The organism is Fibrobacter sp. UWOV1 (assembly GCF_900142495.1).
GTDB lineage: Bacteria > Fibrobacterota > Fibrobacteria > Fibrobacterales > Fibrobacteraceae > Fibrobacter.
Genome location: NZ_FRBA01000002.1, coordinates 416,322 through 431,335 on the forward strand (window position 1 = coordinate 416,322; position 15,014 = coordinate 431,335).

Consider the following 15,014-nt stretch of genomic DNA (forward strand, 5'->3'; position numbering starts at 1 on the left):
TATTAAAAATTAGTGTATATTTAAAGTAGTAAACCTTATAGTAAAAAGGGAGATAATTATGTTTGGTGTGATGGGATTGAATTCTCGCGGAGTGGTGTCCGCGGCAATTTTCACGCTCGCTTTTGCGGGCCAAGGTGCGTTCGCCCAGTCGTGGTATGCAACTGACGTGCGCCAAGGGGGCCATGACCCTTCCATGTACAGGGACGAGAATGGCTACATCCTTATGTCCACGAATAACAACCTGGCAATGTGGACCTCGACGGACATGGTCAAGTGGAGTTCGAAGGGGCGAATTTTCAACGACAGCCCGCAGTGGCTCAAGAATGCCGTGGGCGGAAGGACTGACGGCATCTGGGCTCCGGACCTGTTCCATTTCAATAACCAGTACGGCGTGTTCTACTGCGGCTCCGTTTTTGGCCAGCGCACGTCTGCCATCGGTGTTGCGACGAACGCGAACCTGAACTTCTCGGATCCGGCGAAGGGTTGGACGGACAAGGGTGAGGTAACGCGCACTACGAACAGCAACAACTACAACGCGATTGATGCCGATGTGGTGGTGACTCCCGATGGCCAGTACTGGATGACGTACGGTTCGTGGAACGCGGGCGGTATCCGCTTGATCAAGCTGGACCCCAAGACGGGCAAGCAGGCGAGCGACGACAAGACGAACTACCAGATTGCGACGCGCGGTGGTACGGGTATCGAAGGCCCGAGCCTCATCGAGCACGGTGGAAAGTATTTCTTGTTCACGGCTTGGGACGTATGTTGCAAACAAGGTAATGAAATCGAACAGACCACTTACAAGACGGCCATGGGCCGCGCCGACAAGGTGAACGGAACCTACAAGGACCGCAGCGGCAAGGAACTCAACAAGGGTGGCGGAACCATCTTGATGCAGCGATACAGCCGTTACGTGGGCCCGGGCGGCGGTGAGGCTTTCAAGGACCTAAACCGCATCCGCTTCGTGCACCATTACTACGACCTGACCGGCGACAAGTTCAACCACATCCACATTCGCGACCTGGTGTTTACCGACGACAACTGGCCCGAAATGGGGCAGCCCTTCCTCGGACGCTACCTGAGTGCCGAGGCGGAACACGGCATTATGACACGCGGTGCGACGGATGACCTGACCTTCAATTACACGAAGGAAGCCTCGAACGGCGAATACGTGGGCTACATCAATACGAAAGGTTCCAAGATTCGCTTGCCGATGAACATTATGCAGGCGGGCGACTACATTATGCGTTACCGCTACGCGAACGGCGGCGATGCCGACGCCACGCACAAGGTAACCGTCAACGGAAAGGCGCAGACGGTAAAACTCCCGAAAACGGGCTCCTGGGGCAGTTTCCCCGAAAAGTCTGTGGCGATGGTGCCTGCAAAGCTCAAGCGTGGCGGCAACTTTATCGAGGTGGAACCCGACCAGAATTTTGCGGAACTGGACCGCATCGACTTCTTGCGCGTGATTCGCGATACCATTCCGGGCAACGGCTTCGATAACGGCATCAAAGTGCGCCTCACGAACGACGACAAGCTTGCCGTCAAGAACGGCGGTTATGCAATCTTCGAAAACGTGGTGACGGATTCCATCAAGAGTACCGAAGTCAAGGTCGAACTGCAGCAGTGCAGCGGCGGAACGCTCAGTATCCGCGAAGGTTCTGTCTCGGGTACGGAACTTTCCAAGTGCACCGTTCCTTCGAGCTGCGCAAGCGGCGCCTGGACCGAAGTGAACTGCTCTGCCACCAAGAAGCTTTCGGGCATCAAGGACTTCTACCTCACGGGTAGCGGCATGAGCGGCGAAGTGCTGGTAGGCAACATTCGCTTCGGCAAGATTGCTGAACCGCCTGTTTCGAGTTCCAGTGTGGTTCCGCCTGCATCTAGTTCCAGCGTGGCTCCGGTGGAATCTAGCTCCAGCGTGACTTCGCTGGAAAGTTCCAGCAGCGGAACGACCGCGATTGCCCCGCGCGTCATTCGTAACGATGTGCAGGTGCCTGCACGCAAGAGTTATCGCGATCTCAAGGGCCGTAGTTTCGACAAGCAGATTCCGTACAGGGTGATGTTCTAATGATGTAACCCTTTTGTCATCCCCGCGTAGGCGGGCGGACAGCACTTGGCAACTTGTTGCTTAGTGCGCGTGGCCACCAAGGTGGGGATCTCCCTTAAGGTAGGCTTTATTATGCATAAAATTTCTTCAATCACGCTGCTTCTTGCTGCGACTTGTTTCGCTGCGAATCCCCTCACTACAAAATTCTACTCTGCCGATGCCGCGGCGCTCGTGCACAACGATAGCCTGTTTATTTTTGCGGGCCACGACGAGCAGGGCGCTCAGGGGAACAACAACAAGTTCTTCTTGATGAACGACTGGCATGTGCTGGTGACCGACGACATGGAAAACTACCATGACTATGGTGCGGTACTTTCGTGGCGGACCTTCAAGTGGGCGAGCGGCAACGCCTTCGCGGGCCATTGCGAATACCGTAATGGCAAGTTCTACTGGTACGTGGCCGTACATCATGCGACCATCAAACAAGACGAAGGTTTTGCGATTGGCGTCGCGGTGGCCGATCACCCCTCGGGCCCGTGGAAGGATGCTATTGGCAAGGCGCTCGTGACCGACAACACCCCGAACGATGTCGCGCTGAATATCGACCCCGCAATTTTCTACGATGGGAACGATATCTGGATGTATTGGGGTTCGTGGAACGCGGGCCGTCGCGTGAAACTCAAGGAAAACATGATTGAACTTGCGAGTACGCCCGAAGACATCAAGATCAGGGACTTTTTCGAGGCGCCCTGGATGCACAAGTACCGCGGCAACTACTACTTCAGTTATGCTTCGGGTTACCCGTCCACCACGAACTACTCGATGGCCACAAGCCTGAATGGCCCGTGGACGCAGAAGGGCGTGCTGAACGACAAACTCGACAATTCCGAGACGAATCACCAGGCGATTTTTAAGTATCTCGGCCACTGGTACTTTATGTATCATGGTGCGAATGCTCCGGGTGGCTGGACCTACCGCCGCTCCGTGAATATCGACTACCTGTACTACGACGAGAATGCGAATATCCAGAAAATCAAGCGTACCACCACGGGTGTAGATAAAGTAAATAACGCGCTCGTGGAAAACGGCACGTACCGCCTGACCGTTTCGCACAGCGCTCTTTCGCTGGTTGAAGAAAACGGAATCGTGGTGCAGCGTCCCGAAAGCGAAAAGGATGCAAACCAGTTCTGGACCGTGGAACGCAGCGCGAAAAATGCCCGCCATTACACGCTCAGAAATTACGGTACCGGCCGCTACTATTGCCCGCCCAAGACGCTGCTCGATACCGTCAAGACGTCGGCGACCGCCTGCGAAATCCGCATCGAAAATGCCTCTGCCGCAAAGGGCTACTACCTGTACGGCGACTATGACAGCGACTTTGTGGGCGACGTGCTGAATGTCTCGAAGGATTCGGGCATGCCTGTGATTACCTGGGTGCGCACCGGTGCGGACAACCAGAAGGTGAAACTCGCGAAGGCAACCCCGCCGGCTGTTGGACTGGAATCGTCCTCTAGCATCAAGGAGTCTTCCAGCTCTGTTGTCGCCGAAAATTCTTCGAGCAGTGAAGTTGCGCCCGAAAGTTCTAGCAGCGGAACTACCGCGATTGCTCCGCGCGCAGCTCGCCAGGGAATGCAGGTGCCTGCTCGCAAGGGTTACCGTGACCTCAAGGGCCGTAGTTTTGACAGGCAGATTCCGTATCGGGTGATGTTCTAACAAAAATTAGTTTGTTAAAAACAGGAGTGTTTGGATGTTCGGATTGGGAAACGCCCTACGGGGCGGCTTTATGGGTGTCGGCTTGTCGCTAGCCGTTGGCGCATTTGCGGCAAGCAATCCCGTTGTCACGAATATGTTCACGGCAGACCCCGCAGGGCTCGTTTACAACGATACCATGTATATCTTCACGGGACATGACGAGGCGCCCGCCGGTCATGAAGGCTACATAATGAACGACTGGCACATATTCTCTTCGGGAGATATGGATACCTGGGTGGATCGCGGGGCCGTGCTTTCTATCAAGTCGTTCAAGTGGGCGCGTGGCAGCGCCTGGGCGAGCCAGACTATCGAACGGAACGGCAAGTTCTACTGGTACGTGACCGTGCACGACGGCAGGGACTTTGCGGTTGGCGTGGCCGTCGCGGACCATCCGGCTGGCCCGTACAAGGATGCCATCGGCAAGGCGCTCATTACCAGCGACATGACTCCGGCAAATAGCGGCGTGAATTACGATATCGACCCGACCGTCTTTATCGATGACGACGGACAGGCCTATATTTACTGGGGAAATGGCGCCGTGATGGGCTACAGGCTCAAGGAAAACATGGTCGAACTGCAAGGCAACATGTTCAACGTGACGCCGCCCAGTTTTACCGAGGCTCCGTATGTTCATAAAAGGAACGGCTACTACTTCTTGACGTATGCCTACGGCTGGGAAGAACGCATTGGCCAGGCGACCATGAAAAGCCCGACGGGGCCCGTATCCAATTCCAAGGTCATTGTCGGCTACAACAAGAATTCCAATACGAGCCATCAGGCGTTCGTTGAATTCCATAACCAGTGGTATTACATATACCATACGGGCGCGATTGGCGGCAGTTTTCGCCGTGCATTGTGTGTGGACTACGCCTACTACGAAAACGACTCGACCATCGCGAACATCACCATGACCGACGCGGGCGTAAAGAAGGTTGACCACGCGCCGATCAGGGATGGCGTTTACCGCATCAAGGCGCGGCACAGCGGCCTGAGTCTCGAAGACAGCCGTAGCGTCGTAATCCAGATGGATTCCGAAGAAAGCGAATCGCAGTTGTGGGCGCTCAAGAGAATCGATGGTTACACCTACACGCTCAGGAACATCGAAACGGGAAAGTATCTCTCGTTCGGAAAGGGAAACCTGCTTGATACGGCAAGAACTGTTGTGGCCGAAAACCGCATTGTCATCGAGAACTTTAACGTGGATGATGGTTACCGCCTGTACGCGGATACCGCAAGTGAATATCTGGGCGATGTCCTGAACATCTCTACGGAGGCGGGAATGCCGCTTGTCGTGTGGAAACAGACCGGGACGCAGAATCAGTCGTTCAAGTTTGAATATATGGGCGACGAATCTGCATATAGTTCTTCCAGCGTAGAGGTCGCGCCCGAAAGTTCCAGCTCCGAGGCTGTATCGAGCAGTTCCGCAGAAACCACGTCGTTAGTCGCAGCGCCTGGGAATCTCGGTGTGCGGATTGTTGGGGTTTCTCGCGTGGATGGGTTGCGGTTCTCGCAGGCTGCGGATTACGCCCTGATGAACCTGCACGGCATGGTTGTTGCCCGCGGTCACGCTGCGCAAGTTGCGGTGGGGGATCTTGCTCCCGGCGCATACGTGGTAAGGCTCGGCGGCCGCATCCAGAAAATCGAGCTGAGGTAAAGCGTGTTCGACCGTGAAAATTTCGCCATCGTCAAGCAGATTGCGGTGCTCGGCCTGCTTGCCATCGCGCTAGGGCTTGTTTATGGGTGAGAAAACGCTTGTTCTACATTAAATATCGCCGTTTTTTGCTCGAAAACGGCGATTTTAAATTTTTTCAAAAAATATAGTACGTTTTATAGTAAAAAGAGTTATATTTATGGAAAATTGTAGTACAACTTATAGTACAACAAAATATTAACTAAAAACAAAGGAGTGAAGGATGTTTGGATTGGGAAAAATCATCAAGAAAACGGCGCTGGTCTTGGGTGCCGTGGCGGTTGCGGCGCTTGCGCGCCCGTATATCGTGGGTGTTGATGTCTCGTGGGTGCTCGAAGACGAGTCCTTGGGGGCAAAATACTACGATAACGGCAAGCAGCAGGATCTCTTTGATATCCTGCAGAATCACGGAATCAACTTTATCCGCGTGCGCACCTTCGTAAATTCGTGCATCGGCTACGCCAAGGAGAGTTACTCCGGTGCAAATTCCAACGTGTGCTGGTGCGACCTGGAACATACCATCGCGCTCGCCAAGCGCATCAAGGCGCACAACATGGGATTCTTCCTGGATTTCCACATGAGCGACACGTGGGCATCCATCGGCCACCAGAATGTTCCGGCTTCCTGGGCGGGCAAGAGCAATGCCGAGATGGGCAAACTCGCCTATAATCACGTGAAGACGACCATGGATGCGCTCATGAAGGCGGGACTTCGCCCCGACATGGTGCAGGTGGGTAACGAAATCAACTCGAAGGTGGCGGGCGTTTCGCTGAGCAAGACGGCGGACTTCGCGAACATCATCAATTCGGGCGTGCGTGCGGTGCGCGAGACGGATCCTTCTATCAAGATTGTGATGCAGCATGGACAGCCGCGCCCCGAGAAGGGCTTCGCGGATTGGTACAGCAAGATTCACGCGAATATCGACTACGATGCCATTTGCGGTTCCACCTACGGCACCACGAACAACGGGCAGGATTGGCGCGATATGTTCGGCTTGGTGGTCAAGAACAAGAAGGCGGTGTTGAGCTGCGAATATACGGGCGAACGCACGGCCCTCGTGAACTCGGTGTTCTATGAATTTGGCGACCTGGGCTGGGGAACCTTCGTGTGGGAGCCGACCCGTTACAGCAAAAAACCGATGTTTGATCGCGATGGCCAGAAATACACGGCGAATGCACGCCTTAGGGAACTGCGCGATATCGCGAAAAAATACAACGCGACGCTCCCGGACTGGGTGCAAAACGGCAAGGCCGTAAAGAAGTACAACGTGAAGACAACGGTCGCTTACGGCGGTTCGATTGCGCAGAGCATCGAGGGTAGTGAAATTGCGGAAGGGAGCAAGGTGACCTTTACGGCCGTTCCGCAGGAGGGCTGGGAATTCGTGGCGTGGACCGGCGACAACACGGGTAACGGCAAGGAATACACGGTGGCAAGTCTCGGCAAGGATGTGAACCTGGGCGCGACCTTCAAGTTCGTGGGCAAGGATTCGCTCAAGTACGAAGCGGAAAACGGCGTGTTCAACAAGGCGGTTCTCGAGTCGACGCACGAGGGCTTTTCGGGCAAGGGCTACGCGAATCTCGATAACGAGGTGGGTTCTTCGTTGACGCTTTCCGTGGTTACTGCAGGCGAGGGCGACAAGGACGTGAAAATTGTCTTTGCGAACGGCTCTACGGCAAATCGCCCGGTAAGTATTGCGGTGAATGGCAAGGTGCAGGTGGAATCGGTGGACTTCGAATCGACGGGTGCCTGGGAATCGTGGGATTCGAGCACGGTGACGCTCAAGTTGCCTGCGGGTGCAAGCACCATCACTATCGCCTCGCTCACGAAGGATGGCGGCCCGAATATCGACCGTATCGAGTTCGTGAATAAGAATGCGGTAATCCCCGTCAATCCCGGCGACTCGGTGGTGGGCGACAGCGGCACGACGGTACTCCAGAGGATTCCCGTGCGTAGCAATACGCTCCGTAACGGTGGCCGGAACTTCCTGGTGAACGGGCGTTCTGCGGGTGCATTGAAGAACCGTGCATCGAAAATTAAGATATATTCAAAGTAACGGGATGAGGTGTTTATGAAAATGAAGCGCGTGTTGTGTGCGGCCGTGATTGCCTTGGCTGCTGCGGAAACTTTCGGAGCGACCTACTATGTGGCCCCCGCTGGCAAGAATACGAACAAGGGAACGAAGGATAGCCCGTTTGCGACCCTCAACAAGGCGAATTCCGTGGTGAACGCGGGCGATACCGTGTGGATTCGCGGCGGAACCTACCTGCATACGGACACGAACTATGTGAAAAACGACAACATGTTCGCGGGCATTCACCTGACCAAGAGCGGTTCAAGCGACAACAAGCGCATTCATTACCTCGCATACCCGGGCGAAAAGCCGGTCATCGACTTCAGCAAGATGCCGATTGCCAACGGTTCGAACAACGTAAGGTACACTTCGGGTATCCTTATCCAGGCGCAGTACCTGCACCTGAAGGGGCTCGAAATCAAGAATGTTCCCATGAAGGGCGAATCAAATGTGGGCGTGTACGTGTCCCGCAGTAAGCATATCTTCTTGGAACTGATCGATAGCCACCACAACGGCGGTTCGGGATTCTTCGTGAACGAGAAGGGCTCGGGAAGCGGCGGCGGACATTTGTTCTTGAACTGCGACAGTCACGACAACTACGACCCGAACGGGCGCCAGGGAGATGGTCAGAATGCCGACGGCTTTGGCGTGCACTACCAGCAGGGTGGCGATACGACAAAGTTCATCGGTTGCCGTGCCTGGTGGAACAGCGATGACGGCTGGGATTTTATTAGCCAGGAATTCCCGGTGGTTATTGAGAACAGCTGGGCGATGGGCCACGGCTACAGCAACTACGGCACCGGCAAGCCGAAGGATGGCAACGGCAACGGTTTCAAGGCGGGGAGCAGCAAGACGGGGGTGCGCCACACCATCCGCAACTGCGTGGCCTGGAAAAACAAGGCGTCTGGTTTCTATGCAAATCACAGCAGCGGTGGTAACGACTGGTTCAACAATACGGCTTATATGAACGGCACTGCGTTCAACATGTGGGCGAGTACCTGGGATGCAAACGACAACCGCACCGACGGCGTCGTGCTCAAGGGGAGCAAGGCTCACGTGATGAAGAACAACATCGCCTTCCCGAACAAGACGGCCTACATCGGCGGTGAATATGCGGCGGGCGAATACAATACCTGGAACCTGAATATTACCCCGAAGGAATCGGATTTCGTGAGCGTGTCTGACCCGAGCATGACCGTGACGGGCAAGGAACTCGGGCCTCTCGGCGGTGCATTCGGCCCGCGTCAGGCCGACGGTAGCCTTCCGGATATCGACTTCCTGAAGCTCGCGAAAAATAGCCAGATGATTGACAAGGGCGTGAATGTGGGTCTCAAGTACGAGGGCAAGGCTCCGGATTTGGGTGCGTACGAATACGGCTATGTGTCGCCTGTTATAGTGCCGGTCGATACCACGCCGAAGGATACTGCTGTAACGCCGATTGTCGTTCCGGTCGATACGTCGGTTGCGCCGGTCGATTCGACTGCGGATTCTACGGAAATTTCTGCGGGTGATTCGACGACGTTTGTGCGCCCGCTTCCGCAACGCAGGCCGAACATGCAACGGCCGGGCCGCCTGTTCTACGTGAACGGTCGCTCGGTGAATGCCCGGCGTGCAGGTAACCGCAAGGCAATGCAGCCCACATTCACGAAGTAGTTTTCAATACCAAACAAGGCGTCCCGACGAATGTCGGGGCGTTTTTGTATAAAAATTATGGAAAATTATTTCCCGCCGACGGGGAATAGGGCAAATTCCAGTTGGAAAACTTTATCGCTCCCTTCGTCTTCTTCGGCGAGGAGCGCGATTTCTTTACGGAAGGCGTTGATTCGCTCTACAATGCGTTCGTAGCCTTCTTGGCTGATTCCAAGCGTAAGGCCCGAAACATGGCGCGTGCCAGGAGCGTCGCGGTCAATGGAATCTGCAGCGAGCTTTAGGCAATTCTGGTGATAGCCGCGGAGTGCGAGTTTCGAGGTGCGATCGCCAGTGGTAATGGCGCTTTCGGTCAGCACGTACTTGCCCGATTCATCTTTCTTGATGAGTTGACATTCTTCGAGTAGCTTTACGGACTGTTTTGCCTGTTCGACAGTGATGTTCGGACGAACTTGCTTGGCGAGCGCCTCGTAGTTGCCGTCAAAACCGAACATGCCAATCAGGCTACGGATTGTGAGATGTCGCCAGTCGGAATACACCATGTACTGTGCATGCCCGAGCAAATGCTGCTTCTCGGCGAATCGTACGACTTTGAGCACGGCCTGCATTTGTTCGAAGGCGACGTTGCGTTCGTCGGTTGTTTCGGCCTGGTTGAACTTGACAAGCGCTACGAAAAATTCGGTTTCGTGCTTGCCGAGGCGAAGCCCCGAAGCCACTTTGGGAATGCTTTGGCTCGAAAGGTTTTTGTCGCCGTTCATGACGCGGCTAATAAAGTCCTTGGCCTTGAAACCGATCTTGTCCGAAAACACGCGAAGCGAAAAGGCGGGGTTCGCCTCTTTCTTTGCGTTGTAGTAATCTTTCAAAAATTCCCGGTAATCCAGGTATTCGAAGATTCTTTTTGTCGGTTTCTTTTCGCCCATGCCTTAAATGTAAGAAAAATGGTTGCGAAGAGGGGTGATAGTGCAATATTCCCGTTGTCTAGAAACAACGCGTTATAATAGGGAATATTTGTTTTCCTTTTTAGCGAAACTATATTTATATTAGTGGTGATGGATACTTTGAAATACTTTTTAGCGGGTTTCGTTGCCCTTTTTGTGGGTTGTTCTTCGAACAGCCAAGTGGCGGGCAATAGTGCTGAAACGGGTTCCCCGGAACTCGCGGGTGTCTTGATGTTGAACGACGGCAAGCCGGCCGCATATGCTAAGGTTCAGTGCGTGCCGGGCAACTACAACATCATTGCCGCAAGCGAGGCCGAACAGGTTCTGCCTTCCGCGTTCGAAACCGAAACGGATGAAAACGGAAACTATGAATTTGACTCCATTCCGTCGGGTAATTTTTCTCTCGAGGCTTTCCACCAGGAATCTGGCCAGATGCTCCTGCTGCAGAACCTGAATGCCGAAGAGGACGAGCCCCTTGCTGTAAATGACACCTTGCAAGGTCCGGGTACGGTCAAACTTCTCGTATCGGGCGCTTTCCGCGAAAACCAAAGCGGCGAGGCGATTGTCATTGGGACGACTATTCGCAGAAGTGTCTCCGTGCAGAACGGGAAAATCGTGGTCGATAGCCTCCCTGCGGATACTTTTGAACTTGTTGTTTACATGGATGGCATGAGTCCGTTTGGATTTAAGGATGTTTCCGTAAAGCCTGAAGAAACGACTGTTTGGGGTGATTCGGTGACATACACCTTCAAGGTTCCGCTCGCACTCCCCGAAGGAATCGATTCGCTCGGTACCGTCGTGAGCGATTTCCCGCTGGCCATCCGCTTGACGGAAAAAGAAATTGCTTTCGATTCTGCGGAGGTGGTGAACGGCCGTTGGGAGGCCGTGCGCATTTCAAAGGACGGAAACCGCAGCAAGAAGCTCCCTATTGCGCAAACCTACTTTGACGCTTCTGCCAAGGAAGCCGTGTTCTGGGTGAGTGTCGATTCGCTGAATGTTTCCGATTCGCTGGAACTCCATTTTGACAACACCATGGACCCCGCATATGCGAAGGATGTGTTCCCGACAAACCGCAGCTATTCGCTGGTGTGGCATTTCGATAGCGGCCTTGAACCTGTGGGCGATGGTGCGGAAAAGGGCTACTTCGCGGGACTGCCGACAGGGGTTGTGCCTGCCGACGGTGTTGTGGGCAAGGGTGCAAAGCTTGATGAAGGCGATGTTATTGTTGCAGAGAATTCGAGTGCGGCTGATTCCTCGCGCAAGGTGAACTTGAATTATGACGGAAGCGGGTATTTCTGCTTCTCGGTGTGGGTAAAACTTGACAATCTCGAAGAAAAACAGACCTTCTTTGAAAAGTCCAAGGAATATGCGTTGCGCTATGATCCGGAGAAGGGCTTTGTGGTTGACCTCTGGGTTCCCGATTCAAGTTCCGATTCTGTGAAATATGCTTGGTTGTCGGGAATGTCAGATATCAAGGCGGGCGAGTGGGTGTATGTCGCCTTTAGCCGCCATACGATATCGCAGTCCAATTTCTACGTGAACGACCGTAAGATAGAAACGGAGCCGGAACAAATCGCTTGGACGGGCGTCCGTGATATCGCAGACTTTGAAGTCGGCGGCTTTACCGGTACGATTGACGAACTCATGCTCGGTAGCTGTTTCCGCGATGAAGACTGGACACGCCTTACCTACCTGAACCAGCGTCCCGAAAATTACTGGCCAGCCCTTTCGGCCCGCTAGGCGTAATCCATAAATAATTGTTTTTTTTTTGTAAAAATGAGAACATTTTTACAAAAAAAATCGCTGTATCTATTGACTTTACGAAAAGAATAACTTATATTCTGTTTTGATATTTTGAGAACATTTTTGAGAACGGGAATGAATGTTTGTCGGAATATCAAAGGATGTACTTGGGATGAATTATTTGAAGAATATCCGCTTGGTGGAAATTTTGACGGCAGCTTTTGCCGTTTTGGCGCTTGCCGGGAATACCCATGTAAAGCCTGGCGACGATTTTATTTCGGCCATGACTAAGGCCTCCGCCGGAGATACCGTCTTTTTTGAAGCGGGAACATACCAGGTGCCCTATACAGAGGGGCAGGCGAATACGATTACACTTTCTAAGTCAGGAATGGCGGACAAGCCCATTGTGTTCTATGCGGCGGGCCATGCGACTGCCGTGATAGACTTCCAGTTCCCGGAACTCACCTATGTCGACAAGGGCGTGGGGCTGAGCATGACCGGCAGTTATTACGAACTTCACGGTCTCGCCATTACCCGTGCGGGATATCAGGGAGCCTATGTGACAGGGTCGTACAACAAGTTCTACAACATGTCGTTTTTCGAAAACCGCAATTCCGGTTTGGAAATTAACAAGGGCGGGAATCATACGCTGGTGGTCAACGTAGATGCGTACCGTAATTATGACCCCAAGAAAAAGGGCGGCATGGCTGACGGCTTTGCGAGCAAGCAGACTCAGGGAGCAGGAAATGTGTTCATCAACTGCCGTGCTTGGGAAAATTCCGACGACGGTTTTGACTTTTTTGATTCACCCGACAGTGTCATTGTCTATGATTCCTGGGCGTTCCGGAATGGGGTCAATGTTTTTGGCTATGCGGCCGAGCTCTTTGATGGAAACGGTAATGGCTTTAAGATGGGCGGCAATAAAGCCCAAGCGAATCACCGTTGCACGCGTTGTATTGCGTTTGACAATCCGGTAAAGGGCTTTGACCAGAACAACAATACGGGTGGCATTACGGTGGAACAGAGCCTTGCTTACCGCAACGGAAGCAGTGGTGCCGCCAATTATGGAATGGGTGGGGCGCTGAATGCTGGGCAAAAGCATCACCTGCGGAACAATATCTCTTATAAGGGCAAAAATGCCGACTCTTTTGGTTCGTCTAGCGAACAGAAAACGAATTCCTGGAACATTTCGGTGACTGTGAGTGACGATGACTTTGAGTCGTTGGACACAAGCCTTGCGACGATTGCCCGAAATGCGGATGGACTGCTCCCGTACACAAAGTTGTTCCGCCTGAAAAAAGGGAGCGTCTTGATTGACAAGGGGACGGAAATTGGCTTTGATTATGTTGGCTCGGCACCGGATCTTGGACCTTACGAATATGGCGAAATTGCAGCAGAATCCAGTTCTTCGGAAGTGTCTTCTAGCAGTGCTGCAACGACTGTTATTCGCCGCAGGGTGGCCCCTGCTGACAGGCGTAAAGTTGCTCCGAGGTTCAATGCATTGGGGCGTTCGGTAAAATCCGCGGAACCTTTCCGTTGGAGCGTCAGTTGGTTTTAATAAAGAGGAGGAAAAATGAAAGCAAAATATTTGGCAATTCTCTTGATGAATGTGGGGCTCTTTGCGGCTACCCCTAACTTCGATATGGTGGGGTATGCCACTTTGGAAGGGGGCACTACCGGCGGTAACGGGGGCAAGGTTGTGGAAGTCTCCAACTTTGCAGAATTTAAGCAGTACGCCGAAGATTTGGAAACTCCTTACGTCATTATCGTGAAGGGTGAAATCAATACCGGTATCAAGACGTTTATCGATGAAAATGGCCATGTGGCCTCTTCGGGTACGGCAACGACTTATGGCGAATTGGTCTTGGTCGGCAATAACAAGACGATCATCGGTAAAGGCGAATCGGCGTTTCTTAATCGAGTGGGCCTGATGATTCAGAATAAACATAACATCATCATTCGTAACATCAAGTTCACCATGAGCGATGTTCCCATTAGCAAGACCGACGAAAACAAGGTGATCGCTTTCCGCAATGGGGCAGAAGTTGTCCTCAATGACCCGGACTGCATCGCGATTTCTGCGGACTCTGCTGCCACTAACTGGGCTGACAAGAATAAGCAGGGAAGCCATAACATTTGGATCGATCACTGCGAATTCTATAATGCCTACACCAGCAACAAGGACCGCTACGATGGTCTGCTGGATGCCAAGAACAACATTTACAATGCGACTTTTAGCTGGAATTATTTCCACAACCATCATAAGGGAAGCCTCATTGGCAATAGCAACGGAGATAGTCTTCGTCATGAAATAACTATCCACCATAACTTTTATAAGGACCTGGATGCGCGTACTCCCATGATGCGCCATACTAAAATTCACCTTTATAACAACTATGTTCTCGGTCAGGGAACAGGCAACGGCCCGAATGTTCGCTATGGTTCTGACGACTACTTTGAAAATAATCACTATGCGGGCCTCAGCAAGGCGATTTTCGCTGGCGATGATGGCGTGGCAACCATTGTTGGAAACTATTACGAAGGCTGCGCCAACTTCCAGAGTAGTGGCTGTAACAGCAAAAAAATGAAGATTTCCGTAAATCCCGGTACTTCGCTTACTTCCAAGGATACCGCATGGGTCACTTACGATACGGAAATCCCTAAGGGAACTTTCAATCCCAAGAGCGTCTACAGCTATAGTGCAGATCCCGTAGGCGATGTGAAGGGCTTGGTGACAAATTATTCTGGCATTGGTAAAATTGATATCAGCGAATATGAAAAAGGAACGAAAATCGACCCGGTGATTGTTAGCTCAAGTTCTGTCGCCGAAGTGAGTTCTAGTAGCGTTACGAATTCTTCAAGTAGCTCCGAAAACACAACGCGGTTGATTGCAACCGATGTCGAGTTCACCATTTCGCCTATGACCAAGGTGCAAATTTTCTCCTTGACAGGAAAACTGATCAAGCAGGGCTTTTACAGCGAATGGGAACAATTGAAGTCTAGCCTCCCGCAAGGCCACTACATTGTGCGAGGGCTTCACCAAACATTAATATTCCAGTCCCGAAGAAAATGCTCTCGTCTTTAAGGTAGTGGAGCAATCGTTGTCTGTAGACAACACGTAAACAA

9 protein-coding genes are annotated in these 15,014 nt (G+C 52.8%); 8 read left to right on the forward strand and 1 reads right to left on the reverse strand.

Going from position 1 to position 15,014, the window contains the following annotated elements:
- Positions 1–58 precede the first annotated feature (58 nt).
- The 5 genes from BUC02_RS05425 (at position 59) to BUC02_RS05445 (ending at position 9,213) form a co-directional block, all read left to right on the forward strand.
- Positions 59–2,068 (forward strand): family 43 glycosylhydrolase, encoded by a 2,010-nt coding sequence (locus tag BUC02_RS05425; protein ID WP_175549807.1) that lies wholly within the window; start codon positions 59–61, stop codon positions 2,066–2,068.
- 111 nt (positions 2,069–2,179) lie between these two features.
- Positions 2,180–3,760, forward strand: coding sequence for a glycoside hydrolase family 43 protein (locus BUC02_RS05430; protein WP_073319860.1), 1,581 nt, complete (start codon positions 2,180–2,182; stop codon positions 3,758–3,760).
- Positions 3,761–3,794: 34 nt separating this feature from the next.
- Entirely contained in the window at positions 3,795–5,453 is a 1,659-nt protein-coding gene (locus BUC02_RS05435) for a family 43 glycosylhydrolase (RefSeq protein ID WP_073319654.1), read from the forward strand.
- A gap of 259 nt (positions 5,454–5,712) precedes the next feature.
- Positions 5,713–7,542: a glycosyl hydrolase 53 family protein gene (locus BUC02_RS05440; protein ID WP_073319657.1), complete on the forward strand. Its 1,830-nt coding sequence runs from the start codon at positions 5,713–5,715 to the stop codon at positions 7,540–7,542.
- Between the two features lie 15 nt (positions 7,543–7,557).
- Positions 7,558–9,213, forward strand: coding sequence for a right-handed parallel beta-helix repeat-containing protein (locus BUC02_RS05445; protein ID WP_083564402.1), 1,656 nt, complete (start codon positions 7,558–7,560; stop codon positions 9,211–9,213).
- Between the two features lie 65 nt (positions 9,214–9,278).
- Here BUC02_RS05445 and BUC02_RS05450 read toward each other — a convergent pair whose 3' ends face one another.
- Complete coding sequence (locus tag BUC02_RS05450; protein ID WP_073319660.1) at positions 9,279–10,127, reverse strand: TIGR02147 family protein; 849 nt, start codon at positions 10,125–10,127, stop codon at positions 9,279–9,281.
- Between the two features lie 129 nt (positions 10,128–10,256).
- On the opposite strand from BUC02_RS05450, the gene BUC02_RS05455 reads away from it, so the two are divergent.
- The 3 genes from BUC02_RS05455 to BUC02_RS05465 all read left to right on the forward strand — a co-directional run bounded on the left by BUC02_RS05455 (position 10,257) and on the right by BUC02_RS05465 (position 14,973).
- Positions 10,257–11,885 carry a LamG-like jellyroll fold domain-containing protein gene (locus BUC02_RS05455; RefSeq protein WP_073319662.1) on the forward strand — a complete coding sequence of 543 codons (1,629 nt, stop codon included), beginning with the start codon at positions 10,257–10,259 and terminating at the stop codon, positions 11,883–11,885.
- Positions 11,886–12,060: 175 nt separating this feature from the next.
- Positions 12,061–13,446, forward strand: coding sequence for a right-handed parallel beta-helix repeat-containing protein (locus tag BUC02_RS05460; RefSeq protein ID WP_073319665.1), 1,386 nt, complete (start codon positions 12,061–12,063; stop codon positions 13,444–13,446).
- A gap of 15 nt (positions 13,447–13,461) precedes the next feature.
- The gene (locus BUC02_RS05465) at positions 13,462–14,973 is read left to right on the forward strand and encodes a pectate lyase family protein (RefSeq protein WP_083564403.1); all 1,512 of its coding nucleotides are present in this window, start codon (positions 13,462–13,464) and stop codon (positions 14,971–14,973) included.
- The last annotated feature ends 41 nt before the right edge of the window (positions 14,974–15,014 follow it).

Excerpts from the sequence above, each read along its gene's own strand:
- BUC02_RS05435 (WP_073319654.1), top strand. The coding sequence starts at position 3,795 with ATGTTCGGATTGGGAAACGCCCTACGGGGCGGCTTTATGGGTGTCGGC.
- BUC02_RS05455 (WP_073319662.1), top strand. The coding sequence starts at position 10,257 with ATGGATACTTTGAAATACTTTTTAGCGGGTTTCGTTGCCCTTTTTGTG.
- BUC02_RS05425 (WP_175549807.1), top strand. The coding sequence starts at position 59 with ATGTTTGGTGTGATGGGATTGAATTCTCGCGGAGTGGTGTCCGCGGCA.
- BUC02_RS05460 (WP_073319665.1), top strand. The coding sequence starts at position 12,061 with ATGAATTATTTGAAGAATATCCGCTTGGTGGAAATTTTGACGGCAGCT.
- BUC02_RS05445 (WP_083564402.1), top strand. The coding sequence starts at position 7,558 with ATGAAAATGAAGCGCGTGTTGTGTGCGGCCGTGATTGCCTTGGCTGCT.
- BUC02_RS05440 (WP_073319657.1), top strand. The coding sequence starts at position 5,713 with ATGTTTGGATTGGGAAAAATCATCAAGAAAACGGCGCTGGTCTTGGGT.
- BUC02_RS05465 (WP_083564403.1), top strand. The coding sequence starts at position 13,462 with ATGAAAGCAAAATATTTGGCAATTCTCTTGATGAATGTGGGGCTCTTT.
- BUC02_RS05450 (WP_073319660.1), bottom strand. The coding sequence starts at position 10,127 with ATGGGCGAAAAGAAACCGACAAAAAGAATCTTCGAATACCTGGATTAC.
- BUC02_RS05430 (WP_073319860.1), top strand. The coding sequence starts at position 2,180 with ATGCATAAAATTTCTTCAATCACGCTGCTTCTTGCTGCGACTTGTTTC.